Origin of the sequence: Xanthobacter dioxanivorans (assembly GCF_016807805.1) — a bacterium.
In the GTDB taxonomy this organism is placed as follows: Bacteria; Pseudomonadota; Alphaproteobacteria; order Rhizobiales; family Xanthobacteraceae; genus Xanthobacter; species Xanthobacter dioxanivorans.
In genome coordinates, this window is sequence record NZ_CP063362.1 from 2,100,643 (window position 1) to 2,124,662 (window position 24,020).

Consider the following 24,020-nt stretch of genomic DNA (forward strand, 5'->3'; position numbering starts at 1 on the left):
TGCCTCGTCCATGAGCGCGTTTGAGACGAGCGCGTTTGAGACGAGCGCGGCTGGAATGAGCTTGCGCGTGACGGTGCGTGCGCGATGACGGTGCTGGCGGAGATCCTCGCCGGGCTCGGGCTGCTGTTCGTCGGGCTGAGGATCATGGCGACGCACCTGCAGCAGGCGACGGGGCGCAAGGTGCGCCGCCTGCTGCGCGGCGCGACAAGGTCCCCGCTCGCGGGCCTCGCTTGCGGCACCCTTGCCGGGCTGGCCACGCAATCGAGCAACGCGGTCGCCGTGGTGTGCGGCAATCTGGTGCGCGGCGGCGTGTTCGCCACCCGCGACGCCATCCCGGTGGTGGCTGGCGGCAACGTGGGCACGGCGGGCCTCGTCTTCATCGCCGCCATCGATTTCCGCCTCGTCGTCCTCTATCTCGTCGCCGCGGTGGGCTTCACCTTCCACCTCAGGCTCGATCGCCGCAGCGCCTGGCGCGAATGGATGGGTGTGGGCCTTGGCCTCGCGCTGGCACTGCTCGGCCTCGACTTCATCAAGCACGGGCCGGCGGACATCGACGTGGAGGCCCTGGCCGGGACGCTCAGCGCGGGCATCACCCCTCTCCTCGCCTTCGGCCTCGGCTTCCTCGCCTCGGCCGTGACGCAATCCTCCTCCACCCCCACCATCCTCGTGGTGGCGCTGATCCAGGCGCGGCTGCTCGGCCTGCACGACGCCTTCTTCCTGGTGCTCGGCGCCAATCTCGGCTCCGGCTTCGCGGTGCTGATCTCGTCCAGCGGCCTGGCGGGAACGGGGCGGCAGCTGTGCTACGTCCACGTCCTGGTGAAGGTCGCCGGCTGCCTTCTCGTGGGCGCCGCCTTCGCCGTCCTGGGCGCGGCCGGGGCCGACCCGTTCGCCCTGCTCGCCGGCGCCGGCGGCGGAACGCCGACCGCCTCGGTGTCGGTCCTGTTCCTCCTGCTCCAGGTGGCCGGGGCGCTCCCCGTCGCCCTGCTGCGGGGAACCGCCGAGGCCATCGCCATGCGCCTCAGCCCGCCGACGGTGGAGGACGATGCGGCGCGTCCCCGCTTCATCGACGCGCAGGCGCGCCAGGACCCGGCGACCGCCCTCGACCTCGCGGAACGCGAGACCCTGCGCCTCCTGCACCAGCTGCCCCTGCTGCTGCCCGACCTCGACGGCGCCGAGGCCGGCGATGCCCAGGTGCGGCTCGGCACCTGGCGGGGCGGGGCGTCGGTGGCGCTGGCGGTCGACCATTTCCTCGCCGACCTCATCGCCCACGGCATGCCCCGGGAGAGCCTGAGGATCGCGCTGCACCACCAGTCCCTGCTGGAGACGGTGCGCACGCTCCAGGACACGCTGCACGACTTCACCGAGGTGATCGAGGGCTTCGAGGACGTTCCCCCCCTCGGCTTCAACCTGTCGGAGGCGCTGCGCGCCATCGTCCTGTCACTCGCCGACGCGGCCGGGGCGGAGGCGGCGGACCTCGACATCATCATCACCCTCGCGGGCGATCGCAGCGAGCTGCTCAACCGCATCCGCCGCCAATTGGCCGCCTCCGCCCTGGGGTCGGATGTGGATACGCGGCAACTGCTTTTCGCCACCAGCCTGTTCGAACGGGCGGTCTGGCTTGTGCGCCGCATTGCGGTGGCGTTGCGCACCCCCGATAATGAGGCTAAGCGGGAGGCATCCGTCGCCGCGGACACGGATCTGAAGCGAGTAGAGGCCGATGCACATCGAGCGTGAGCAAGTCGGAAGCGACGTATTGCTGAAGGTGGCGGGGCGCCTCGACACGCCCAATGCCAAGCCGTTCGAGGCCAGCCTGATGGAGGTCGTGTCCACGACCGATGGCGGCATCGTCGTCAATCTCGCGGGGGTGGACTATGTCTCCTCCTCGGGCCTGCGCGCGCTGCTCGTGGCCGGCAAGGCCATGCGTGGCGCCAAGCGCAAGCTGGCGCTGGCCTCGCTTCAGCCGCAGATCCGGGAAGTGTTCGACATTTCCGGCTTTTCCACCCTGTTCGAGATTTCCTGAGATCGAGATCTTCTGAATTCGAGGACGCCGGTGGCGGCTCAGGGTGCCGCCACCGGCGCCCACAGCACGTCCTCGATGCGCCGCGCGCCGCTCGCCAGCACGGCGAGCCGGTCGAATCCCAGCGCGCATCCGCTGGCCTGCGGCATCTGCGCCAGGGCCGCGAGGAAATCTTCGTCCAGGGGATAGCGCTCGCCATAGAGCCGCGCCTTCTCCGCCATTTCCTGTTCGAACCGCCGCCGCTGCTCGCGTGCATCGGTCAGCTCGCCGAAGGCGTTGGCGAGCTCCAGGCCGCAGGCATAAAGCTCGAACCGCTCGGCAAAGCGTGGGTCGTCGGGCTTCGGCCGCGCCAGCGCCGCCTCGCTCACCGGGTAGTCGCACAGGATCGCCGGCCGACCGATGCCGAGATTGGGCTCGATTCGCTCCACCAACACCCGTGAGAAGATGTCCGCCCAGGTGTCGTCCGGCGCGGTACGGATGCCCGCATGCGCGGCGAGGGCGGCGAACGGGCCGGGTTCGCTCGCGCCGCCGGGCGCGGGGAGCACGCGGGTGAGGTCCATGCCGGCGAAGCGCGCGAACGCCTCCACCAGGGTGATGCGCTCGGGCTCGGCCCTCGGGTCGCAGCTCCGGCCGCGCCAGGAGAAGGGGGAAACGCCACCGGCCTCTGCGGCAAGGGCGAGGAGCCGGGCGCAGTCGTCCATGAGCCGGGTGTAGGGTGCGCCGGCGCGGTACCATTCCAGCAGGGTGAATTCCGGGTGGTGCGCCATGCCGCGCTCGCGGTCGCGGAACACCCGGGCAAACTCGAAGATGCGCTCTTCCCCCGCCGCCAGCAGCTTCTTGGCGGAGAATTCCGGCGAGGTGCGCAGATAGAGCCGGTGGACGCTGCCATCCGGGGCGTGGAGGTCGGTGGCGAAGGCGTGCAGGTGGGCCTCGTTGCCCGGCGAGAGCTGGAGGGCGGGGGTTTCCACTTCCACGAAGCCATCGGCGCCGAACCAGGCGCGCACCGTCGCCGTGATCCGCGACCGGGCGAGCAGGAAAGGCCGCCGGTCGGCATGGATGGAGGGGCTCCACCAGGGGCTCGGGGCGGACGAAGATACCACCATGTGGCTGAAAATCCTTGTTCCCGCTGGCGCGGGTGGCAGAAAGGCGGGGGCGAGACTGGCGTTGCGCGCGAAGATCGCTATGTTGCCCGCCAACGGTTCAGGAGCGGCACGCCGCCGCACAAAGTTCGAGGAAGACGCGACGTGGTCAAGGTCATCGCCAGCTCTCTGCGCAAAGGCAATGTGGTCGATATCGACGACAAGCTCTATGTGGTGCTCACCGCCGAGAATATTCATCCCGGCAAGGGCACGCCGGTCACCCAGCTCGACATGCGCCGGATCTCCGATGGCGTGAAGATCTCGGAGCGCTACCGCACCACCGAGCAGGTGGAGCGCGCCTTCGTGGAAGACCGCCCCCACACCTTCCTGTACGAGGATTCGGACGGCTACACCTTCATGAACCCGGAGAATTTCGACCAGGTCACCGTCCCCAAGGACATCATGGGCGACCTGTCGGTCTATCTCCAGGAAGGCATGGAGTGCATGCTCTCCACCCACAACGGCAATCCCATCGCCATCGAGCTGCCGGCGCGGGTGACGCTGGAGATCGTGGACACCGAGCCGACCGTGAAGGGCCAGACGGCATCCTCCTCCTACAAGCCGGCCATGCTCTCCAATGGCGTGCGCACCATGGTGCCGCCGCATATCGCCGCCGGCACCCGCGTGGTCATCATGACCGCCGACGCCTCCTACGTGGAACGCGCGAAGGACTGATCGCCTCGTCCCGGCGCCGGCCGGGAACACGCATTTCAGCCGCCAGCCACGACGGATGGAACTTTTACCAGTTCTGTCTGTTGTGGTGGAAAATGGCAGCGGGTCAGGCGTTTGGCGATGAACTTCACAGGATTGCGGGTGCTGGTGGTCGAGGACGAGTTCCTCGTCGCCTTGGGGCTGGAGGACAATCTCCGCTCCCTCGGCTATAGCGTCGTCGGCCCCATTTCCAGCCTTCGGGCGGCGCTGGAGGCTGCGGCCCACGAGCGCGTCGATGCCGCAATCCTCGACGTCAACCTCAATGGCGAGCCGGTCTACCCCGCCGCCGCCATCCTCGCCGGCCGCGGCATCCCCTTCATCTTCTGCTCTGGCTATACGGGCGCGGTGCGCGTGCCGCGGGAATTCGCCGACGCTCCCCGCGTGGGCAAGCCCTACACCAGCCAGGTCATCGCGGACGCCCTCGCCGACCTGTTGTCGGGCGGCACAGTCGGATCGGCCGGCGGCAGCGGTGCCCGGGCCGCCCCGAGCGAGGCCTGAGCGGAACGCTCACGCCTGCGCGGCAGAACAGGCGGATCACGAGAAGCGCAATCCGCCGAAGCGAGCATTCCGGAAATGCAAAAGGCGCATGGCCTCAGGCCGCGCCGGCTTCCTTGCCGGGCGAGGCGGCTTCCGCCTTCGGGCCACCACGCGCCACGCCCACCATGGCGGGCCGCAGCACGCGCTCGCCAATGACGTAGCCCGCCTGCACCACCTGCACCACGGTGCCCGAGGGCACGCTCGGGTCGGGCACTTCGAACATGGCCTGATGGATGTTGGGGTCGAACTTCTCGCCCTTCGGCTCGATCTTGCGGATGCCGTGCTTCTCCAGCGCCTTGATCAGGCCGCGCTCGGTCAGCTCCAGCCCGTCCAGCAGCGCCTTCAGGCCGCCCTCGGCGGTGGCCTTGGCCGCATCGTCCACCGACCCCAGGGCCCGCGCCAGGTCATCGGCGACATTCAGCACGTCGCGCGCGAAAGAGGCGATGCCGTAGGTCCGGGCGTCCGCAACTTCCTTCTCGGCCCGGCGGCGGATGTTCTCCGCCTCGGCGAAGGCGCGCAGGAACTTGTCCTTCAGCCCGGCGATCTCGGCCTCGAGGCGCTGCTTCTCGCCGTCGTCCACGCCGATCTGCGCATCTGCGGTGGCGAGGGCTTCCGCCTCGGCCGTCGCTTCATTGACGGCCGCCGTGCCCGCACCGTTTTCGCTTGCGTCGCCGCCGGTCTCGGGCGCGCGCTTCTGCTCGCTCATCCGGTTTCTTCCCCTGCCTCAAGTTTTGCCCCCCGGTTTCGCACCATTGGAGGCAAAGGCCAAACTTTCCCCGCGCATATCGGGGCGGCGCGGGGAAAAATCAAGACTGCGCGAGATCGCGTTCAGGCGGCATCCGCCCCCGGAGCGCCGAGCACGCGGCTGACGAGGCGGGCGGTGAAGTCCACCATGGGCACGATCCGCCCGTAATTGAGCCGCGTCGGGCCGATGACGCCGAGCACCCCCACCACCCGCCCCTGCCCGTCCCGGTAGGGGGCGACGATGGTGGAGGAGCCGGAGAGGGAGAACAGCCGGTTCTCCGAGCCGATGAAGATGCGCAGGGACTGCGCCTCCTCCGCCCGGCCGAGCAGGTCCACCACCTCGCGCTTGGTCTCCAGGTCGTCGAACAGCAGGCGGATGCGCTCCAGGTCCTCCAGCGCGTGCAGGTCTTCCAGCAGCTTGGCCTGGCCGCGGACGATGAGCTTGCGTTCCCCCGGCGCGTCGCCGGACCAGGAGGCGAGCCCCGCCTCCACCACCCGGGCGGTGAGGGTGTCGAGGTCGCGCCGCAGGTCGGAGAGCAGGGTCTCCATCTCCGAGCGGGCCTCGGCGAGGGTGCGGCCACGGATGTGGGCGTTCAGGAAGTTGGTCGCCTCGGTCAGCGCCGAAACGGGCAGCCCGGTAGGCAGCGGCAGCACGCGGTTCTCCACCTGCCCGTCCTCGGAGACGAGGATGACCAAAGCCCGGCCCGGCTCCAGCGGCACGAATTCCACGTGCTTCAGCCGCGGATCGGTCTTGTTCGTGGTCACCACGCCGGCCCCGCGGGCGAGGCCCGAGAGCAGGGCGGAGGCTTCCTGCAGCACGCCATCCACCGTGGTGTTCTTGGCGGCAGCCATCACCTGCGTCTCGATATTGGTGCGGTCGCGCTCGTTGATGTCGCCGATCTCCAGGAGGGCATCGACGAAGAAGCGCAGGCCGCGCTCGGTGGGCAGCCGCCCGGCGCTGGTGTGGGGGGCGTAGACGAGGCCCGCGCCCTCCAGGTCCGCCATTACGTTGCGCACCGAGGCCGGCGAGAGCGTCATGGGGATGAGGCGAGAGAGGTTGCGCGATCCCACGGGCTCGCCGGTGGCGAGGTAGCTTTCCACGATCTGCCGGAAGATCTCCCGCGCGCGCTGGTCGATCTGCGCGAGGCCGCCGGCGGCGAGGGGCAGGAGGGGATCGAGCGCCACTGTGCTTGTCTTCCTTTCGGCGGGCATGGGCCCGCACGCCCCATTATGTGTCCATGACCGGGCCTGTGTTCAAGCGTCCTGCGCGGGGGCCTGCGCGCGGCCTTGCTTCCCACGCGGGCCCGGCCGCTCTAAAAGGAGCGCCCGAGACCCGATAGAATACCAAGAAAGAGGTAGTTCCCATGCGCCCCAGCAAGCGCGCCGCCGACGAGATGCGCGCCGTTTCCTTCGAACGGGGCGTCATGCGCCACGCGGAAGGCTCCTGCCTCGTGAAGTTCGGCGACACCCACGTGCTCGTCTCCGCCACTCTGGAGGAGCGTCTGCCGCCATGGCTCAAGGGCCAGGGCCGCGGCTGGGTGACGGCGGAATATGCCATGCTGCCCCGTGCCACCCACGACCGCACCCGGCGCGAATCCACCACTGGCAAGCAGTCCGGCCGCACCCAGGAGATCCAGCGCCTCATCGGCCGCTCCCTGCGCTCGGTCACCGACCTCGTGGCCATGGGCGAGAAGCAGATCACCCTCGACTGCGACGTGCTCCAGGCCGATGGCGGCACCCGCACCGCCTCCATCACCGGCGCCTGGATCGCGCTTTACGATTGCCTGTCGTGGATGCGCCAGCGCTCCATGATCAAGGAGATGCCGCTGAAGCAGCACGTGGCGGCGGTGTCCTGCGGCATCTATGAGGGCACGCCGGTGCTCGACCTCGACTATGCCGAGGACTCGGTGGCCGAGACCGACGCCAATTTCGTCATGACCGGCACCGGCGGCATCGTCGAGATCCAGGGCACGGCGGAAAAGACCCCCTTCACCCAGGACGAGCTCCTGTCCCTCCTCGCCCTCGCCCGCTCCGGGGTGGACAAGCTGGTGGGCCTGCAGAAGCTCGCGGTGGGCTGATGGGCCACCGCCGCCTTGACGGCCGCCTCGTGGTGGCCACCCACAATCCCGGCAAGCTCATCGAGATGCGCATGCTGCTGGAACCGCACGGGGTGGAGGCGGTCTCCGCCGGGGAGCTGCGCCTCCCCGAGCCGGAGGAGACCGAGGAGACCTTCTTCGGCAACGCGCGCCTGAAGGCGGTGGCGGCGGCGCAGGCGGCGCAGCTTCCCGCCTTCGCCGACGATTCGGGGCTCGTCATCGATGCCCTCGGCGGCGCTCCGGGCATCCACACCGCCCGCTGGGCCGGGCCGGAGCGGGACTTCGAGATGGCCATGGAGAAGGTGGAGGTGGAGCTGCAGAAGGTGGGCGCCACGGCGCCGGAACAGCGCCGCGCCCGCTTCGTCTCGGCCCTGTGCATCGCCTGGCCGGACGGGCACCTGGAGGAATTCGAGGGGGTGGTCGACGGCACCCTGGTCTGGCCGCCCCGGGGCGCCAAGGGCTTCGGCTACGATCCCATGTTCCTGCCGCAGGACCATGTGAAGACCTTCGCCGAGATGACGGCGGACGAGAAGCATTCCATGCCGCCCAAGGGGTTCGGCCTGTCGCACCGGGCACGGGCGTTCCTCAAGCTGTCGCAGGCGTGCCTGAAGGGATGAGCGTTCGACCGCAGACCGCCGGCGGCACGCCGGACACCTTGCCCCTGACGCCGGCGGAGCGGTCGCCCCCGCTCGGGTTGGGCGCCGCAGAGGGCGGCTTCGGCGTCTACGTCCACTGGCCCTTCTGCAAGGCCAAGTGCCCCTATTGCGACTTCAACAGCCATGTGCGGCAGGCGCCGCCGGATCAGGACCGCTTCATCGCCGCGTTCCGGCGCGAGATCGCGCACATGCGCGACCTGTCGGGACCGCTGCGGGCGCAGACCGTGTTCTTCGGCGGGGGCACGCCCTCCCTCATGGCGCCGGCGACGGTGGCGGCCATCCTTGCCGCCATCGACGCGGCATGGCCGCTCACGGCGGATGCCGAGGTGACGCTGGAGGCCAACCCCACCTCGGTGGAGGCGGAGCGCTTCCACGGCTATCGTGCGGCGGGCGTGAACCGGGTCTCGCTCGGGGTGCAGGCCCTTGACGACACGGACCTGCAGGGCCTCGGGCGGATGCATTCGGTGGCCGAGGCCCTGGCCGCCGTCGCCATCGCCCGGAGGGCGTTCACGCGCGTGTCCTTCGATCTCATCTACGCTCGCCCGCGGCAGACGCCGGAGGGATGGGCCGCAGAGCTGAAGCGCGCCCTGGCGGAGGGCTGCGAGCACCTCTCCCTCTACCAGCTCACCATCGAGCCGGGCACGCCGTTCGAGCGGCTCTACGGCGCCGGCAAGCTGATCCTGCCCGACGACGAGGTGTCGCGCGCCCTGTGGGACGTGACGCAGGAGGTGACGGCCGCGGCCGGCCTTCCCGCCTACGAGGTTTCCAACCATGCCCGTCCGGGAGCGGAGGCGCGGCACAATCTGGTGTATTGGCGCTACGGCACCTATGCCGGCATCGGTGCCGGTGCGCATGGCCGGCTGCTGGTGGAGGGCGCGCGCCGCGCCCTCTTCACCGAACGCGCGCCGGAGGGCTGGCTGGCGCAAGTCGAGGCCAACGGCCACGGCATCGTCAGCGACGAGGCCCTCTCCCCCGCCGAGCAGGCAGACGAGATGCTGCTGATGGGGCTCCGCCTGAAGGAAGGCGTGGACCTCGCCCGCCACGCCCGGCTCGGCGGACGGGTGGTGCCGGAGCGCATCGCGGCGCTGGTGGCCGAGGGGATGGTAACGCTTGCCGGCGACCGGTTGAAAGTGACCGATGCCGGCTTCCCGGTGCTCAATGCGGTGATCGCGGCGCTGGCGGGGTAGGGGCCCTCGTGTCCCGGCCGGCCGGAACGGAGAGAAGCGCAGTGGAAGGAGAGCCGGGACCCGCGCAAGGAGACGCGAGAGGTGCGCTGGACCCCGGCCCGGCGCTTCGGCTGCGCCGTCGCTTGGCCGGGGAATTTCGGCCGGGGGACCTTTGGCGCCCCTCACTCCGCGTAGGGATTGTCCTTCTGCCGCAGGGTCAGCCGGATCGGCACGCCGGGTAGGTCGAAGCTCTCGCGCAGGCCGTTCACCAGGTAGCGGATATAGCTCTCCGGCACCGCATCGGCGCGCGAGCAGAACAGCACGAAGGAGGGCGGGCGGGCCTTGGGCTGGGTGATGTAACTCAGCTTCACCCGCCGTCCCGACACCGCCGGCGGCGGATGGGTGTCGGTCACCTGCTGCAGGAAGCGGTTGAGCGGGTTGGTGGCGATGCGCTTGTTCCACACCTTGTGGGCGGCCGAGATCGCCCCCACCAGCTTGTCGAGCCCGTGCCCCATGAGCCCCGAGACCGGAACGATGGGCAACCCCTTCACCTGCGGCAGAAGGCGGTCCGCCTCCTCGCGCAGCCGGGTGGCGAGGCCGCCGCGGGCCACGAGGTCCGCCTTGTTGTAGCCGATGACCAGCGCCCGGCCCTCGCGGGCAACCAGGTCGGCGATGCGCAGGTCCTGTTCCTCGAAGGGATGGGTGGCGTCCACCAGCAGCACCACCACCTCGGCGAACTTCATGGCGCGCAGGGCGTCGGCGGCGGAAAGCTTCTCCAGCTTGTCCTCGATGCGCGCGCGCTTGCGCAGGCCGGCGGTGTCGAACACCTCCAGCTTCACGCCCGCATAGGTGACTTCCACGGAGATGGAGTCGCGGGTGATGCCGGCCTCTGGCCCGGTCAGGAGCCGGTCCTCGCCAAGCAGGCGGTTGATGAGGGTGGACTTGCCCGCATTGGGCCGGCCCAGCACCGCCACCTTGATGGGACGGCGGGGCTTCCCCTCCGCCGCATCCTCTTCGGCCGGCGCGTCCTCTTCTTCTTCCTCCTCCGGGTCCGGGCGGGTCTGCTCGGGCAGGGCGTCGCAGATGGCGTCGTAGAGGTCGCCGAGGCCTTCCCCGTGTTCGGCGGAGAGCGGCACCGGCGTGCCGAGGCCGAGGGCGAAGGCTTCCATGGTGCCCGCCTCGCCGCCGCGGCCCTCGCTCTTGTTGGCGAGCAGGATCACCGGCTTGCCGGACTTGCGCACCAGCTCGGCGAAGGCCCGGTCGGTGGGGGTGAGACCGATGCGGGCGTCGATCATGAAGAGGATGGCGTCGGCATGGCCGATGGCCGCCTCGGTCTGGGCGCGCATGCGCCCTTCGAGGGTGGCCGCGTCCGCCTCCTCGAGGCCGGCGGTGTCGACGATGCGGAAGGAGAGGTCGCCGAGCCGGGCGTCTCCCTCCCGCCGGTCGCGGGTCACGCCGGGGCGGTCGTCCACCAGCGCGAGCTTCTTGCCCACGAGGCGGTTGAAGAGGGTGGACTTGCCCACATTGGGGCGGCCGACGATGGCCAGGGAGAAGGTCATGGGAATGGGCACCAGGGAAGGAGGGCCACGGGATCGGCGCTTGGCCTTCCGGCCGGTGCGGTGGGGAGCCGCGCCTCAGCGCTGCTGTTGCTGCTGGCCGCTCGGCGGCGGGGTCGGCGGCGGTTCGACGGCTGCCGGATTGCTGGGCTGGCCGAGGCTCCTGGACGAGTAGTCCACCCCCGGTACGCCGGTGGGGAACACGGGATTGCGCGCCCCGGGCAGCGGCTTTTTCTGCTGCTCCAGGAAGCTGAAGAAATCCGTCGATTCGCAGCCCGCGACCGACAAGGCGAGCCCGAGGCCGAGCACCAGACGCAGCGACCTGAAAACGCCGTTCTCAATCTTCATGGGCGGCTCCTCACTGGCTCTGATCCTACTGCGTGGCGGCTGGGGCGCCGGCCGCCGGGGTGGTGACGGCTGGCGCGGCGTTGGCGGTCAGGCGACGGATGAGCTCCGCGCGCGAGCGCACGCCGGGGGGCGTCGCGGCGTCGGCGGTGACCTCGGTCGCGGTCTTGTTGGCGGCGGCGGCGTCGCCGGCCTTGAGCTGGGCGAGGGCCAGCACCTCGCGCGCCGAATGGCGCAGCGGCCCGGTGCCGGCGGCAAGAGGGCCGACGCGCCGTGTCACGTCGGCAAGGCTTGCTGTGTCCACGAGAATCAGGCCGGCGCGCAGCTGGGCGAGGTCGCGCACCAGGGGATCGAGGCGCGTGTCGGCGGCGATGGCGTCGAAGGCAGCGACGCCGGCCGCCTTGTCGCGGGCCGCCGCCGCGCCGGCGGCGCGGAACAGGGCCACCATGCGGTAGCCGCCGGGGGCGTCCTTGGCGAGGGCGTTGAAAGCGGCCTCCGCCTCCGCGAGCTTGCCGTCTTCCGCCAGCTTTGCCGCAGCCTGGAATGCGGTGCTGGCGGAAACCGCCTGCTGGTGGCGCCAGTACTGGTAGCCGCTCCAGGAGCCCGCGCCGACCACCGCCAGAACGGCGAGGCCGATGATGACTCCGCCGAAGCGGTCCCACAGCTTGCGCAGGCGCTCGCGCCGGAGGTCTTCCTCGATCTCGTGAAAAATGTCCGTCATGGGTCCGCGACTTCGTGTGGGCCGGCACGCCGGCAAAAGGGCGCGTAAAGTATCCATGCGGCTGCATCGTGGCAAACGCGGCGTTTTCAGGGCGTTGTCACACCGGATGCGGCCCTCAGGGTGCCCGGTTCCCGCGCGCCGGCCCGGCGCACGGGAACCGGACCCGGGAGAAGCCCGTCCGAACGCTCAGTCCACCGGCCGGCCGGGCGGGCTCGTGGAAAAGCCCGCGCGCTTCAGCCGCACGAAGGCGAGGTCGAGGGCGGAGAGGAAGGCGGAGCGATCCCGCGGCGCGAACGGCCGAGGCCCGGTTGTGACCGTCCCCGCCGAGCGCAGGTCCTCCATCAGGTTGCGGGTGGCGAGCGCCATGCCGATGGAATCCTTGGTGAAAGGCTTGCCGGTGGGGCCGATCACATCGGCCCCGGCGGCGACGCAGCGCGCGGCCAGGGGGATGTCGGCGGTCACCACCACGTCGCCCCGGCGGGCGCGGGAGGCGATGAAGTCGTCCGCGGCGTCGGGGCCGGCCGGCACGATCACGCGCTCCACCATGGGATCGCGCGGCACCGCCAAAGGCGTGTTGGCCACCACGAACACGCGCACCTGATGGCGGAAGGCGACCTTGTAGGCCTCCTCCTTCACCGGGCAGGCGTCGGCGTCGAGATAAAGGGCGATGGGCTCCGGACGGGCGGTCATGGGCGGCTGATGACAGGTGCGCGGCCGGGGCGCAAGGCGGGCCTGCGGGCGATCGTGCGCCGTGACCGGGGCATGGCGGGGGAGGAGGACCGCAAAAGGGGGTGTTGACGCCGCCGCCCGGCCAAGCCAACCCTTGCGCCCATGCGTTCCTTGATCCGCCGTGGCTGGCGCCACCTCGAAGCCCTTCCCGTCGTCGGCCCGCTGCTTGCCTCCGTGGGGGGCATGGAACGCGCCACGCTCGCCGTGGTCGCCTTCAGCGCCCTCGGTTTCTACACCTTCATCAAGGTGGCCGACGAGGTCATGGAGGGGGCGCCCGGGGCGCTCGACCGCGGCATCCTTGTCGCCCTGCGCAATCCCGCCGATCCGTCGGACCCGCTCGGGCCGCCCTGGCTGGAGGAAAGCATGCGCGATTTCACCGCGCTGGGCGGGACTGCGGTGCTCACCTTGCTCACCGTTCTGGTGCTGATCTTCCTCATGATGACCGCCAAGCGTCACGCGGCGATCGTCGTCGCGGTGTCGGTGGCGGGGGGCACGCTCCTGTCGCAGGTGCTGAAATGGGGCTTCGACCGGCCGCGGCCGGATCTCGTGCCGCACGGCATGTCGGTCTACAGCCAGAGCTTTCCCTCGGGCCACGCCATGCTTTCGGCGGTGGTCTACCTGACCCTCGGGGCGCTGCTGGCGCGGACCCAGGCGCGGACGCGGGTGAAGGTGTTCCTGCTGGGATCGGCGACGGCGCTGACCGTGATCGTCGGCGTCAGCCGCATCTATCTCGGCGTGCACTGGCCCACCGACGTGCTCGGCGGCTGGGCGCTGGGTGCCGCCTGGGCCGCCGCGTCCTGGCTGCTGATGCTGTGGCTGCAGCGCCGGGGTGAGGTGGAGTCGGAAGGCAGCGTCCAGCCGACCCGGCGCTGAGCGCGCACGGCCGGCGGCCGAGGGCGCAGGTCAGTCGAACAGGCTGGAGACCGATTCCTCGTGCGCCGTGCGGGCGATGGCCTCGCCGATGAGGGTGGCGATGGAGAGGACGCGGATGTTGCGCGCCACCCGCACCGCCTCGGTGGGCTGGATGGAATCGGTGATCACCAGTTCCTTGAGCTTGGAGGCGGTGATGCGCGCCACCGCTCCGCCGGAGAGCACGCCGTGGGTGATGTAGGCATGCACTTCCTTGGCGCCGCGGGCGAGCAGAGCCTCCGCCGCATTTACCAGCGTGCCGCCCGAATCGACGATGTCATCCACGAGGATGCAGGAGCGGCCTTCCACATTGCCGATGACGTTCATCACCTCGCTCTCGCCGGGGCGCTCGCGCCGCTTGTCGACGATGGCGAGCTGGGCGTCGATGCGCTTGGCCAGCGCGCGGGCGCGCACCACGCCGCCCACGTCGGGCGACACCACCATCACGTTGGAGAGCTCGAACCGCTCCTTGATGTCGCGCACCATCACCGGCGCGGAATAGAGGTTGTCGGTGGGGATGTCGAAGAAGCCCTGGATCTGGCCGGCGTGGAGATCCAGCGTCATCACCCGGTCGGCACCGGCGTGGGTGATGAGGTTGGCGACGAGCTTGGCCGAGATGGGCGTGCGGGGCCGGGCTTGCGGTCCTGGCGGGCGTAGCCGAAATAGGGCAGGACCGCCGTGATGCGCTTGGCCGAGGCGCGGCGCAGCGCATCGATGATGATCAAGAGCTCCATCAGGTGGTCGTTGGTCGGGAACGAGGTGGACTGCACCACGAACGTGTCCTGCCCGCGCACGTTCTCCTGGATCTCGACGAAGATCTCCATGTCCGCGAAGCGGCGCACCACGGCCTTTGTGAGCGGGGTGGCAAGGTAGGCGGCGATGGCTTCAGCGAGCGCGCGGTTGGAATTGCCCGCGACGAGCTTCATGGGACCGTTCTCCGCTGACATGGGATGCTCCGCCGGTGCTTCCGAGCCTGATCGAAAGCGTGCGTGGTTCTGATAGGCGGGCCGTCACAATGTTGTAAAGGGCCAGCTCGACCCCGCGCGATTGGGCCACGTCAGCGGTCGGCGTACGCCAGGGCAGCGCCGGAGGCAGGGAGGCCTGAGCCGGGTGTGGTGAGGGCGGCCACCGGCACGCCGGATCCGCCGTCGGGCCGCGGGGTGTCCGCGGGCTGCGGCGCCGCCGCTGGCACGGCGCCGGAGGCGCCCAGCGTCTCGGCGAGGCTCGCCATGGACTGGTCGGCGATGCGCGCCACCACGGCGTCGTCGCAGGCGGCCCAGCCGTTGGCGGCGCCGCCCTTCACCGGGCCGGCGGGCTCCTCGCCCACCACTCGGGCGACGCGGGTCTGGTTCTGGTCGTAGACGTCCCAGGCATAGGCGACGGTGGCCTTGCCGCGCTCCACGTGCATGGCGAGATAGCCCTTCACGCGGTAGGCGGCGGGCGTTGAGCGCGATACCACGGCGACCCGGCGTGTCTGCGCCTCGCTTGTCAGGTCGCCCACCAGCTTGTCGAAGGTGGCCGGGGGCGGGCCGTCGATGGTGTCGAAGGCGAGGGTGCGCCCGCCCGCCCCGGCCATGCCCGGGCCATCGGTCTGGCAGGCGGCGAGGGCCACGCACAGGAAAAGCCCGGCGCAGCGGGCCGCCAGCCAGGATACGCGCGGGAGCTGAACGCTGGCGGAAAGCTCGCACGGGCGGCGCGGTGGCGCTGGCGGTACGACCTCTGCCTTGTGTCCCCGCATGGTGGCTCCCGGCGCTTGTCTCGTCGCCGCAGGCGTAGCGGGAAACGGCGGCCGGGTCCAGAAAAACGGTTAAGATGCGGTTAACGGGCCTGTGAAAATGCGGGCCGGGCCGCTTGGGGCATTTGGCGGTGCATCGCATCGCCAGCGTGCCACAAGTCTTTCAGTTGACGCGCTTTCTTCGCGCGCCCCGGTGCCCGCTTCGCTCGAGAGCGTTCTATTTCAGCGACTGGAGAAAGCCGAGAAGCCGCATGGAGCCCTCCGGCCAGGGGCCGAAGCCGGAGGCCGAGCCGATGTGGCCGGCATCCCCGGCATCCACGAGCGCCGAGCCCCAGTCGAGGGCGAAGCCCTCCGCCCGGTCGAAGGCGCAATAGGGGTCGGTGCGGCTGGCGATCAGCACGGAGGGGAAGGGCAGGGGCGCCGTCGGCACCGGGGCGAAGGGCGCGAGCACGGCGGGAAGGCCGGGCGCGTCCAGGTCCGGCGGTGCCACGAGGAACGCGCCCTTCACCTTGCCGGGCGGCAGCAGGGGGGCGGCGTGGAGCAGGGTGGGCACGCCGAGGGAATGGGCCACCACCACCACCGGCTTGTCCGCCGCAGCCACCGCCGCGGCGAGCCGGCGCGGCCAGTCGACGCGGTCGGGCCGCTCCCAGTCGGCCTGTTCCACCCGGCGGGCGGAGGAGAGGGCGCGCTCCCACCGGCTCTGCCAATGGTCGGCGTCCGAGCCCTGCCAGCCAGGGACGATGAGGAGGGTGGCGTCGGTGGAGCGCATGGGTTGGTCCGGGAGGCTCAGGCGAGGGCGATGGCGGCCATCAGCCGGCCGTAGTCGGGTTCCTTGCGGTGGGTGGTGCGGCGATAGGAGAAGAAGCGCGCCTCGTCCGAATAGGTGTCGAGGCCGAGATCCTCCACATGGCCGATTCCGGCCTGCTCGAGGCGCAGGCGGATGAAGCCGGGCAGGTCGAACAGGGCATGGTGGGCCCGGTCGGCCGGGGCGAAGAAGCGGGCGAAGCCCTTGTCCTCGGCGAGGAAGCGGGCGACGAAGTCCTCTCCCACCTCGTAGCTTTGCTGGCGGATGAGCGGGCCGACGACGGCGCGGATGTCCGCCCGCCGCGCCCCCTGCTCCTCCATGCGGGAAACGGTGGACGCGACGATGCCGGTGAGCGCGCCCTTCCAGCCGGAATGGGCGGCCGCCACCACCCGCGCCTCAGGATCGGCGAACAGGATGGGCCCGCAATCGGCGATGGAGACGGCGGCGCCGATGCCCTGCGTCCGCGTCACGATCGCGTCGGCCTTGGGCGCGGTTTCCCGGGTCCAGGGCTCGGTGGCGACCACCGCGTCGGGCGAGTGCACCTGCCAGCAGGCGAGGAGGGCCGGGGCTTCCACGCCGATCTCCGCCGCCATGCGGGCGCGGTTCTCCATCACCGCCGCGGGATCGTCGCTGGAGCCCAGGCCGCCGTTGAGGCTCGTATAGATGCCTTGCGAGACGCCGCCCTGCCGGGTGAAGAAGGCGTGGCGGATGCCGGGCAGGGCCGCGAGCGACGGCGCCTCGATCTTCATGGGCAGAACTCCTCGGACAGGTCGAACGCGGGCGGCGCCCCAAGGTCAGGATGGGCGAGGACGAGCACCTTGAACAGCCGCCCCATGTCTGCGTCCCCGGTTCCGGCGAGGCGGCGGGCGGCGGCATCCACGGCGGCGCGCGTCGCCTCCGGGGCATCGCGCTTCAGCCGCTCGGCGCGGGCGGCAAGGCCGAGCCGGGCGAGGAAATCCCCCTGCTCCAGCGGGCCGAAAGCCTTCAGTCCCGCCGCGACGGCGATGCGGGCGAGGGCGGAGAAGTCCACGTGGGCGGTGAGGTCCGCCGCCCCCGGCGCCGCCAGCGGATCGGCGAAGCGGTGCTTTTCCAGCGCCTGCAGCGTGTCGCCGAAGCCGCCCGCATGGCCGTAATCGACGATCAGGGCGGCGCCGCCCTGCGCCAAGAGCCGCGCGGCGAGGGCGCGGGCGGGGCCGCTCTCCATATGTTCCAGCACCGCGCCATCGGGGGCCGGGGGCAGGTGGCCGGCCAGCAACTGGGCGGCGCGGGACGGGGCCGGATCAAGGCCGAACGCGAGGCGGCCGCCCGCATCCATCCCTACCCGCCGTTCGTGCCAGTGCCCGGCGGTCCGCACATATTGGTCGATGGGCAGGGCATCGAAGAATTCATTGGCGAGGACCAGGGCCGGACCGTCCGGCACATCCTCGATCCGCTGGTGCCAGGAGGCGGCGGACGCTTGCGACGCCAGGGTTCGCGCCTGTGTCACCGTCAGCACCGGGCTCGTTTCCACCAGATGGATGCGCGCCGCCGCGCCGAAGCCGGGCACGAGGCGCGCCGCCCGCAGCGCATCCGCCATGAGCGTGCCGCGGCCGGGGCCGAGCTCCACCAGGCGGAAAGGGTCAGGCGCGCCCATCTGCTGCCAGCTGGCCACCGCCCACAGGCCCAGGAGCTCGCCGAACATCTGGCTGATCTCGGGGGCGGTGGTGAAGTCGCCGTGCGCGCCGAGCGGGTCGCGCGTCATGTAATAGCCGTGGCGGGGATGGCCGAGGGCGAGGGCCATGTAGCGGCTCACCGGCATGGGACCCTCGGCGGCGATGAGGGTGCGGATCTCCTCGGCGAGCGGCGTGGTCACGGGTGCCGCTTGCGCGTCAGGGCGAAGAGCAGGAGGCCGAGCCCGGCGAGGACCAGCGGCACCGAGAGCCACATGCCCATGGTGGTGCCGAAGGCCAGGTAGCCGAGCTGGGCGTCCGGCTCGCGGAAGAACTCGCCGACGATGCGCGAGACGCCGTAGCCGATGCCGAAGATGCCCGCCGCCACCCCGGCCGTTTCAGCCCGCCGAGCCGCACCACCAGCAGCATCACCAGGAACAGCACCAGGCCTTCCAGGCCCGCCTCGTAGAGCTGGCTGGGGTGGCGCGGTACGTCGCCGCCGTGGGGGAAGACGATGGCCCAGGGCACGTCCGCCGGCCGGCCCCACAGCTCGCCATTGATGAAATTGGCGAGCCGGCCGAACAACAGGCCGAGGGGCGCCACCACCCCGGCCACGTCCAGCAGGGACATGACCGGTATGGCGCGCGAGCGGGCGAACAGGGCGAGCGCCACTAGGGTGCCCGCGAGCCCGCCGTGGAACGACATGCCGCCCTTCCAGACCGCGACGATGTCCGCCGGATTCGCGGCGAAATAGGCGGGATTGTAGAACAGCACGTAGCCGATGCGGCCGCCGAGGATGACGCCGAGGGTCGCCCAGAACAGGGCGTCGTCGAGATCCTGCGGGCGCATGGGCGAGGTGCCGCCCCACAGCGCCGGCCGCGCCACCAGCCTGCGGGCCAGCAGCCAGCCGAGCACCAGCCCGGCGATATAAGCGAGGGCGTACCAGCGGACGGCCAGCGGGCCGACCTGGAGCAGCACGGGATCGATGGCCGGGAAGGGCAGGGCGAAGGTGGGCATGTGGTCCCCCCTGGTGGATCAACCGAAACGGATAGGTACCCATCCGTTTCGAAAAATTGCTCCGCCAGATCAAAGGCTCATGGTTCGACCGCGACAGATGGAACCATCTGTCGCGGTCGAACCACTGGGGCATCCCCGGTTGGGCGCGCCGCCGGACGGGGCCGTCATGTGCCGCGCCGGGTGCCGGTCGTCAAGCCGGGGGCGGTGGCGGAACGCGGACAGCGGAAGCGCTTCGTTCCGCATTACATTCCGCAACGGAAGACGATAATGTTCCGGTCAACCCGGGAGGACCATCATGCACGGCGAACCCCAGGCGGAGCATCGGTGGCTGCGGCGGCTCATGGGCGAATGGGTGGTGGAGGCTCCCTCCACGGAGGCCAGGGCGACAAGGGAGCCCTTGTACACCGGCACCGAGACGGCGCGCTGCGTGGGCGATGTCTGGGTCGTGTGCGAAGGCCGCATGGAGCTGCTGGAGCATGGCACCGCCATCAACATCATGACCCTGGGATACGATCCGGCGAGGCAGAAGGTGGTGGGGTCCTGGATCGGCTCCATGATGACCCACATGTGGACCTATGAGGGGACCATCGACACGGCCGCGGACACGGTTACGCTCGACACCCGTGGGCCAGCCCTCGACGGCACCGGCATCACGGACTATCAGGACGTGATCGCCTTCGAAGGCGGGGACGCGCGCACCCTCACCTCGCGTTCGCGCCAACCGGACGGGAGCTGGAAGGAGCTGTTCGTCGTGCGCTACCGCCGGGTCGCGTGAGGGCGTCTGCTCGGGCCGCCCTTGCGCCGACGGGCGGGCGGCGCCATCTTGCGCCCAAGCCGCGAACCCGCGCGAGGAGGCTCCCATGACCCAGACCACCGGCCGAATCTTCGACGAGATGGCGCGTCTCGTGAACGACGCCGCGGGGGTCGCCCAGGGGGTGCGGCGCGAGGCCGAGACCGTGATGAAGGCGCAGATGGAGCGCTTCCTGCGCGACATGGACCTGGTGAAGCGCGAGGAGTTCGAGGCGGTGAAGGACCTGGCCGCCGCCGCCCGCGCCGAGAACGAGCGCCTCGCCGCCCGCCTGGAGGCGCTGGAGGCCACCCTGCGCGGCGCCGCCCCCGCGCGCCCCGCCGATCCCGCGGCCGGGGACCAGCCCGCCTGAGGGCGCCCGACCCGTATCGATTGCCGTGCCTGTTCCCGCGCCGACTTGCCGCAATGCGAAAATCGGTCGCATGTGCGAGAACGGACCACAATCTGTCGTAGCGGGAAAATCTTTACCCGCGATATACTGATTTTCGTGGCGATTCGGAGCCGGTTCGTCGTATCGGGTATACGACGGGGTGCAGTCTCGCCAGGAATGTCGACCCAAGGGTTATGTCTGCCCCCCGGGTGGGCTTCCGCCCGGCACGCCGCGCTGCGCATGCCACATGGCCCGATCGCCACTGGCCTCGCTTGCGGAGGTTGCCGCGTTCGACCCTCTCCGCGTTCCTCAAACCGCGAGGTCGAGGCCATGTCTCTCATCGACATCGAAGCCGATGCGCCGGCGAACCCGGTCGATTTGGTGGAGCAGCTCGCTGCCCTCCACGATTGGTCGTTTGAGCGTTCAGACGAGGACGAGATCACCCTCTCGCTCACCAGCCGCTGGACGGACTGCCATGTCTCCTTCCAGTGGATGGACGAGCTGGAGGCGCTGCATCTGGCCTGTGCCTTCGACTTCAAGGTGCCCGAGGGGCGCCGGGCCGAGGTGCTGAAGCTCCTGGCCCTGGTCAACGAGCAGATGTGGCTCGGCCATTTCGACATGTGGTCGCAGGAAGGTGTGATCATGTTCCGCCATGCCCTGGTGCTGGCGGGCGGCGCAACCGCCTCCGACCGGCAGTGCGAGGTGATCGTGGACGCGGCGCTCGACGCGGTGGAGCGTTATTATCCCGCCTTCCAGTTCGTGGTCTGGGCCGGAAAGACCGCCAAGGAGGCCATGGAGACGGCCCTCTTCGACACGGTCGGCGAGGCCTGAGCGCGGTCCTCGCGGCGTAGTGGCACCGCTCCCCCGCGGGGGAGCTTGCGGTCCGGTGGCGGCGGTGGCGCGGCCGCCGTTCAGCAAAAGCTTGCATTGAGCATCCCGGTAGTGGTCCAATTTCCCGATGGACCGCAAACCGCCTTTCCTCCCGTCCGATCTGGTGCAGATGCACCCGGGCCTCGCCCTCCTGCGCCTCGCGGCGCTCCTCGCCGAAGGCAGCGAGGCGGACGAGGACACCCTCGACCTCATGTTCGAGCAGATGGAGGTGGGCGCCCTCGACAGCCTGTCTCCCGGCGAGATGTGGCCCGAGCTGGAGCGCGGCCTGATGGCCCCGTCGCCGGCCACCATGGTCAAGGCGCTGCGCGAGTGCGGCGTGCTGGAGGTGGTGCTGCCCGAGGTGGCGGGCCTGTTCGGCGTGCCGCAGATCACTGACACGGCGGACGAGATCGACCTCGGCATGCTCCTCCTTGCCGCCCTCTCCGAGGCGGCGCGGCGCGATGCGCCCCTTGAGGTGCGCTTCGCGCTTCTGGTGATGCACGCCGGTAAATCCGATTCCCCGCGGGAGCACCTGCCGGTGCACCACCGCCACATCGAGCGTGGCGTGCCCCGCATCGACGCCATTTGCGAGCGCTTCGGCGTGCCGGGGGTTTGCCATGACCTCGCGCTCATGGCGCTGAACGAGTGCGAGCGGGTGCACCGTGTCTCCCCCGTGCGCGCCGGCCCGGTGGCGGCCATGCTGGAGCGCAGCGGGGCGTTCCGCGATCCCGTGTTGTTCGAGAAATTGCTGCTGGTCGCCACCTGCGACTATTTCGGCTATGGCGACCGCCTCGGCGAGACCCACCCCAAGGTGGACCTGCTGGGGCAGGCACGCGACGCCTGTGCCGGCGTGGAGGCGGACGGGCTGGACGACGCCGACCTCTCCCTCGCCCGCGCCCAGGCCATCGCCACGGCGTTTCGCTCGGAGCGGTGGGCCGACAGCGAGGCGTGAGGCGCATCAAATAACCTGAGGCCGGGCCTCTCTGTCCCGCACTCGCCGTCATGACCGGGCAGTTTCCGACCCCGCGTCAGAACCGCCGGCCGCCCATCCGGCCCCTTCAGGCTCAGGAGATTAGCACCCCCGCGCAGCTCGAAGTTCAGCATCGGGGCCACCCGCTCGATGCCCTTGATCATGCATGCGGCGCTCAAGCCGAGAGCCAGCGGGCGACATCATCCGGCTTGGGCAGACCGCCGGCGTGCACCACCTTGCCGTCGATGACGATGCCGGGGGTCGAGGCGATGCCGTAGCCCGCGATCACCGCATAGTCGGTGACCTTCTCCACGCTCACGTCGAGCCCGAGCTTGGCGGCCTCATCCCGCACCATCTGTGCCGTTGCCTCGCAGCGGGAGCAGCCGGGGCCGAGCACCTTCACGTCTTTCATGGCTTTTGCCTTTCTTGTTCTAGGAAAACAGCGCGTTGAACAGGAACCCCACGGCGAGTATGCCGGTGCCGACCACGCCCACGAACACGGCGATCAGCTTCAGGCTCAGGACTTTGCGCAGGATGATCATTTCCGGCAGAGACAAAGCGATCACCGCCATCATGAAGGCCAGCACGGTGCCCAGCGCCGCCCCCTTGGCCAGCAGGGCCTCCACCACCGGGATGATGCCCGCAGCATTGGAATACATGGGAATGCCCAGCAGCACCGCGGCCGGAACCGACCACCACGCATCCCGCCCCATGATGGAGCCGAGCAGATCCGCCGGCACGTAGCCGTGGATGAAGGCGCCCGCCGCGATGCCGGCGATGATCCACATCCACACCTTGCCGACGATGTCGCGCACCGCGTCGAGACCCGCCCTGATGCGGTCCACCAGCGTCATGCCGTTTGGCGGTAGCTCGACCGGACTGGCACGCACATTGCGCACCCAGTCTTCCAGCCAGCCTTCCAGGTGCAGCCGGCCGATGATCCATCCGGCGACGATGGCGATGGAGAGGCCGAATGCCAGATAGGTGAGCGCCACCTTCCAGCCGACCAGCGCGAACAGGAGGCCCAGCGCCACCTCGTTGACCATGGGCGCGGCGATGAGGAAGGAAAACGTCACGCCGAGGGGCACGCCGGCGGAGACGAAGCCGACGAACAGCGGCACCGCCGAGCAGGAGCAGAAGGGCGTGACGATGCCGAGGCCGGCGGCCGCGACATTCCCGAGTCCCTCGCGCTTTCCGGCGAGCAGCGCACGGGTGCGCTCGGCGGAGAAGAAGCTGCGCACCACGCCCATGGCGAAGACCACCAGCGTCAGCAGCATCAGCACCTTGGGCGTGTCGTAGATGAAGAACGCGACCGCTTCGGCGAGATGGCTGCCGGGCTCCACCGGCAGGCGGGCCACCAGCCATTGGGAGAACGGCGCGAGCTGGGCATAGACCACGAACCAGAGGGCGATCGCCGCGACGGTCGCCGCCGCCCAGGCCAGAGGCGATGCCTCCCGGGGCGGCTTGCGCCTGGTCAATGACAGGTCGGCGCTCATGCGGCTCTCCTGTTCGATGAAGCGTCCAGGCTGTTGAGGACAGCATTGATGATGGCCGCCTGCTCGGCCGGCAATTCAGGATTACGTCGGTAGCGCACCCATTGGGCGTCCCGCCGATCCACCACGACGCCAGCCTGCTTGAGCACCGCCATATGGCGCGACATGCGGGATTGGGTGACGCCGAGGACGCGCACGAGTTCGCAGACACAATGCTCGCGCCCATCCCACAGGAGGCGGACCGCCGCGAGGCGGGTGGGTTCGGCCAGGGCCGACAGAAGGGTGAGGGTGGACGGCATGGGAGTTTTGTTACTCTCATGCGCATATGCGTGCAAGCGCATTTATTATCGGGTCTATCGCCGGTAGCGCGGTGATTTTGGCCATCGGTGACGACCGTTTCGGGTGTGCCAGCCCGCCGCTGTGGTTCGCGCGGCAGGACCGCGGAAACCGCCGCCGTGCATCACGATTGGGGCACCGCGCGTGGATCGATGCGGCAGGAGGCGCAGGCGCGGCCTAAACGTCGATACGGCGGGCGCAATCGCCAATGCGCTTGAGAGGGCCTACCGGGAAGGCATCAACGGCGGCGAAAACAGGCCCGCTCCCATAATCGAATATCCAGACAACGGGCCAATGGATTGGGCGTTGATACCGCCACGTCCAAGAAACGCGTTCTGGAGCATCTGCCTGTTCACGCTTTCGCGCGGCGACAGGCCCGCCCGAGGCGGACGCCTTGTCCCTGCCATCACCGAACGCGGAACATCGGGATGGATGCTTGTCGTGCCCGGGCACACCTATGAAAAGCAATTCGGTGACAAGACGGTCGCACCGCTCGTACGTCTTGGCCTGCTTGAGGCTGATGACGATGATCCTGCACACCGGGTCGTCTCGAAACGTGGCGAGGAAACCTGGAGCCAATTCGTCCAGAGAGGCGGTCAGTTCCCGGAAGACCTGACCAATCTCTAGCCCTATTCAGAAAG

General features: G+C 70.0%; 27 protein-coding genes and 2 pseudogenes. 13 read left to right on the top strand and 16 right to left on the bottom strand.

From position 1 onward, the window contains the following. Positions 1–84 precede the first annotated feature (84 nt). A complete protein-coding gene (locus EZH22_RS09930) occupies positions 85–1,734 on the top strand; it encodes a Na/Pi symporter (protein ID WP_203195476.1) in 1,650 nt (549 codons plus the stop codon). Then, positions 1,718–2,020: an STAS domain-containing protein gene (locus EZH22_RS09935; protein ID WP_203195477.1), complete on the top strand. Its 303-nt coding sequence runs from the start codon at positions 1,718–1,720 to the stop codon at positions 2,018–2,020. The genes EZH22_RS09930 and EZH22_RS09935 overlap by 17 nt, the downstream gene beginning before the upstream one ends. Before the next feature lie 38 nt (positions 2,021–2,058). Here EZH22_RS09935 and epmA read toward each other — a convergent pair whose 3' ends face one another. Continuing rightward, the gene (gene epmA, locus EZH22_RS09940) at positions 2,059–3,120 is read right to left on the bottom strand and encodes an EF-P lysine aminoacylase EpmA (protein WP_203195478.1); all 1,062 of its coding nucleotides are present in this window, start codon (positions 3,118–3,120) and stop codon (positions 2,059–2,061) included. A gap of 141 nt (positions 3,121–3,261) precedes the next feature. Here epmA and efp point away from each other — a divergent pair, with 141 nt between their 5' ends. Both efp and EZH22_RS09950 read left to right on the top strand, forming a co-directional pair. Further along, positions 3,262–3,831, top strand: a complete 570-nt coding sequence (gene efp, locus EZH22_RS09945) for an elongation factor P (protein WP_203195479.1) — start codon at positions 3,262–3,264, stop codon at positions 3,829–3,831. A gap of 117 nt (positions 3,832–3,948) precedes the next feature. Then, the gene (locus EZH22_RS09950; protein WP_203195480.1) at positions 3,949–4,365 is read left to right on the top strand and encodes a response regulator; all 417 of its coding nucleotides are present in this window, start codon (positions 3,949–3,951) and stop codon (positions 4,363–4,365) included. Between the two features lie 94 nt (positions 4,366–4,459). Here the strand turns inward: EZH22_RS09950 and grpE are convergent, their stop codons facing one another. Both grpE and hrcA read right to left on the bottom strand, forming a co-directional pair. Beyond that, on the bottom strand, positions 4,460–5,110 hold the full coding sequence (gene grpE, locus EZH22_RS09955) for a nucleotide exchange factor GrpE (RefSeq protein WP_203195481.1): 651 nt from the start codon (positions 5,108–5,110) through the stop codon (positions 4,460–4,462). A gap of 122 nt (positions 5,111–5,232) precedes the next feature. Beyond that, on the bottom strand, positions 5,233–6,360 hold the full coding sequence (gene hrcA / locus EZH22_RS09960) for a heat-inducible transcriptional repressor HrcA (RefSeq protein ID WP_408647688.1): 1,128 nt from the start codon (positions 6,358–6,360) through the stop codon (positions 5,233–5,235). Between the two features lie 152 nt (positions 6,361–6,512). Here hrcA and rph point away from each other — a divergent pair, with 152 nt between their 5' ends. From rph to hemW, 3 genes are read left to right on the top strand one after another with little or no spacing between them, the layout of a single operon-like run. Then, positions 6,513–7,226 (top strand): ribonuclease PH, encoded by a 714-nt coding sequence (gene rph / locus EZH22_RS09965; RefSeq protein ID WP_203195483.1) that lies wholly within the window; start codon positions 6,513–6,515, stop codon positions 7,224–7,226. Next, the gene (rdgB, locus tag EZH22_RS09970) at positions 7,226–7,861 is read left to right on the top strand and encodes an RdgB/HAM1 family non-canonical purine NTP pyrophosphatase (RefSeq protein ID WP_203195484.1); all 636 of its coding nucleotides are present in this window, start codon (positions 7,226–7,228) and stop codon (positions 7,859–7,861) included. Before rph ends, rdgB begins: the two co-directional genes overlap by 1 nt. Beyond that, on the top strand, positions 7,858–9,087 hold the full coding sequence (gene hemW / locus EZH22_RS09975) for a radical SAM family heme chaperone HemW (protein ID WP_231711407.1): 1,230 nt from the start codon (positions 7,858–7,860) through the stop codon (positions 9,085–9,087). Before rdgB ends, hemW begins: the two co-directional genes overlap by 4 nt. A 161-nt stretch (positions 9,088–9,248) precedes the next feature. Here hemW and der read toward each other — a convergent pair whose 3' ends face one another. From der to EZH22_RS09995, 4 genes are all read right to left on the bottom strand, one after another. Next, positions 9,249–10,625 carry a ribosome biogenesis GTPase Der gene (der, locus tag EZH22_RS09980; RefSeq protein ID WP_203195485.1) on the bottom strand — a complete coding sequence of 459 codons (1,377 nt, stop codon included), beginning with the start codon at positions 10,623–10,625 and terminating at the stop codon, positions 9,249–9,251. A 75-nt stretch (positions 10,626–10,700) separates the two neighbouring features. Then, on the bottom strand, positions 10,701–10,970 hold the full coding sequence (locus EZH22_RS09985) for a hypothetical protein (protein WP_203195486.1): 270 nt from the start codon (positions 10,968–10,970) through the stop codon (positions 10,701–10,703). Positions 10,971–10,995: 25 nt separating this feature from the next. Then, on the bottom strand, positions 10,996–11,688 hold the full coding sequence (locus EZH22_RS09990) for a tetratricopeptide repeat protein (protein ID WP_203195487.1): 693 nt from the start codon (positions 11,686–11,688) through the stop codon (positions 10,996–10,998). A 186-nt stretch (positions 11,689–11,874) separates the two neighbouring features. Continuing rightward, positions 11,875–12,378, bottom strand: a complete 504-nt coding sequence (locus tag EZH22_RS09995) for a YaiI/YqxD family protein (protein ID WP_203195488.1) — start codon at positions 12,376–12,378, stop codon at positions 11,875–11,877. Between the two features lie 141 nt (positions 12,379–12,519). Between EZH22_RS09995 and EZH22_RS10000 the strand changes: the two genes are divergently transcribed. Then, on the top strand, positions 12,520–13,290 hold the full coding sequence (locus EZH22_RS10000; RefSeq protein ID WP_203195489.1) for a phosphatase PAP2 family protein: 771 nt from the start codon (positions 12,520–12,522) through the stop codon (positions 13,288–13,290). A gap of 30 nt (positions 13,291–13,320) precedes the next feature. Here EZH22_RS10000 and EZH22_RS10005 read toward each other — a convergent pair. From EZH22_RS10005 to lgt, 6 genes and pseudogenes are all read right to left on the bottom strand, one after another. Next, positions 13,321–14,273: pseudogene (locus EZH22_RS10005) on the bottom strand (ribose-phosphate pyrophosphokinase). 110 nt (positions 14,274–14,383) lie between these two features. Next, positions 14,384–15,064, bottom strand: a complete 681-nt coding sequence (locus EZH22_RS10010; protein ID WP_203195490.1) for a hypothetical protein — start codon at positions 15,062–15,064, stop codon at positions 14,384–14,386. Between the two features lie 214 nt (positions 15,065–15,278). Then, a complete protein-coding gene (locus EZH22_RS10015; protein ID WP_203195491.1) occupies positions 15,279–15,830 on the bottom strand; it encodes an RBBP9/YdeN family alpha/beta hydrolase in 552 nt (183 codons plus the stop codon). 17 nt (positions 15,831–15,847) lie between these two features. Further along, the gene (pgeF, locus tag EZH22_RS10020; RefSeq protein WP_203195492.1) at positions 15,848–16,615 is read right to left on the bottom strand and encodes a peptidoglycan editing factor PgeF; all 768 of its coding nucleotides are present in this window, start codon (positions 16,613–16,615) and stop codon (positions 15,848–15,850) included. Continuing rightward, positions 16,612–17,718, bottom strand: coding sequence for a class I SAM-dependent methyltransferase (locus EZH22_RS10025; protein WP_231711408.1), 1,107 nt, complete (start codon positions 17,716–17,718; stop codon positions 16,612–16,614). The genes pgeF and EZH22_RS10025 overlap by 4 nt, the downstream gene beginning before the upstream one ends. Then, positions 17,715–18,532: pseudogene (gene lgt / locus EZH22_RS10030) on the bottom strand (prolipoprotein diacylglyceryl transferase). The gene EZH22_RS10025 and the pseudogene lgt overlap by 4 nt, the downstream one beginning before the upstream one ends. A gap of 295 nt (positions 18,533–18,827) precedes the next feature. On the opposite strand from lgt, the gene EZH22_RS10035 reads away from it, so the two are divergent. The 4 genes from EZH22_RS10035 to EZH22_RS10050 all read left to right on the top strand — a co-directional run bounded on the left by EZH22_RS10035 (position 18,828) and on the right by EZH22_RS10050 (position 21,532). Next, positions 18,828–19,307, top strand: a complete 480-nt coding sequence (locus EZH22_RS10035) for a DUF1579 domain-containing protein (protein WP_203195493.1) — start codon at positions 18,828–18,830, stop codon at positions 19,305–19,307. An 85-nt stretch (positions 19,308–19,392) separates the two neighbouring features. Beyond that, positions 19,393–19,692, top strand: coding sequence for an accessory factor UbiK family protein (locus EZH22_RS10040; protein WP_203195494.1), 300 nt, complete (start codon positions 19,393–19,395; stop codon positions 19,690–19,692). A 348-nt stretch (positions 19,693–20,040) separates the two neighbouring features. After that, complete coding sequence (locus tag EZH22_RS10045; RefSeq protein WP_203195495.1) at positions 20,041–20,541, top strand: type III secretion system chaperone family protein; 501 nt, start codon at positions 20,041–20,043, stop codon at positions 20,539–20,541. Positions 20,542–20,668: 127 nt separating this feature from the next. Further along, positions 20,669–21,532, top strand: coding sequence for a tRNA nucleotidyltransferase (locus EZH22_RS10050; RefSeq protein ID WP_203195496.1), 864 nt, complete (start codon positions 20,669–20,671; stop codon positions 21,530–21,532). 193 nt (positions 21,533–21,725) lie between these two features. On the opposite strand, the gene EZH22_RS10055 is transcribed toward EZH22_RS10050, so the two are convergent. From EZH22_RS10055 to EZH22_RS10065, 3 genes are read right to left on the bottom strand one after another with little or no spacing between them, the layout of a single operon-like run. Then, entirely contained in the window at positions 21,726–21,962 is a 237-nt protein-coding gene (locus tag EZH22_RS10055; protein WP_203195497.1) for a thioredoxin family protein, read from the bottom strand. Between the two features lie 19 nt (positions 21,963–21,981). Beyond that, on the bottom strand, positions 21,982–23,046 hold the full coding sequence (locus EZH22_RS10060) for a permease (protein ID WP_203195498.1): 1,065 nt from the start codon (positions 23,044–23,046) through the stop codon (positions 21,982–21,984). Further along, the gene (locus tag EZH22_RS10065) at positions 23,043–23,342 is read right to left on the bottom strand and encodes an ArsR/SmtB family transcription factor (RefSeq protein WP_203195499.1); all 300 of its coding nucleotides are present in this window, start codon (positions 23,340–23,342) and stop codon (positions 23,043–23,045) included. Before EZH22_RS10065 ends, EZH22_RS10060 begins: the two co-directional genes overlap by 4 nt. A 331-nt stretch (positions 23,343–23,673) precedes the next feature. Between EZH22_RS10065 and EZH22_RS10070 the strand changes: the two genes are divergently transcribed. Beyond that, complete coding sequence (locus EZH22_RS10070) at positions 23,674–24,006, top strand: hypothetical protein (RefSeq protein WP_203195500.1); 333 nt, start codon at positions 23,674–23,676, stop codon at positions 24,004–24,006. Positions 24,007–24,020 lie beyond the last annotated feature (14 nt).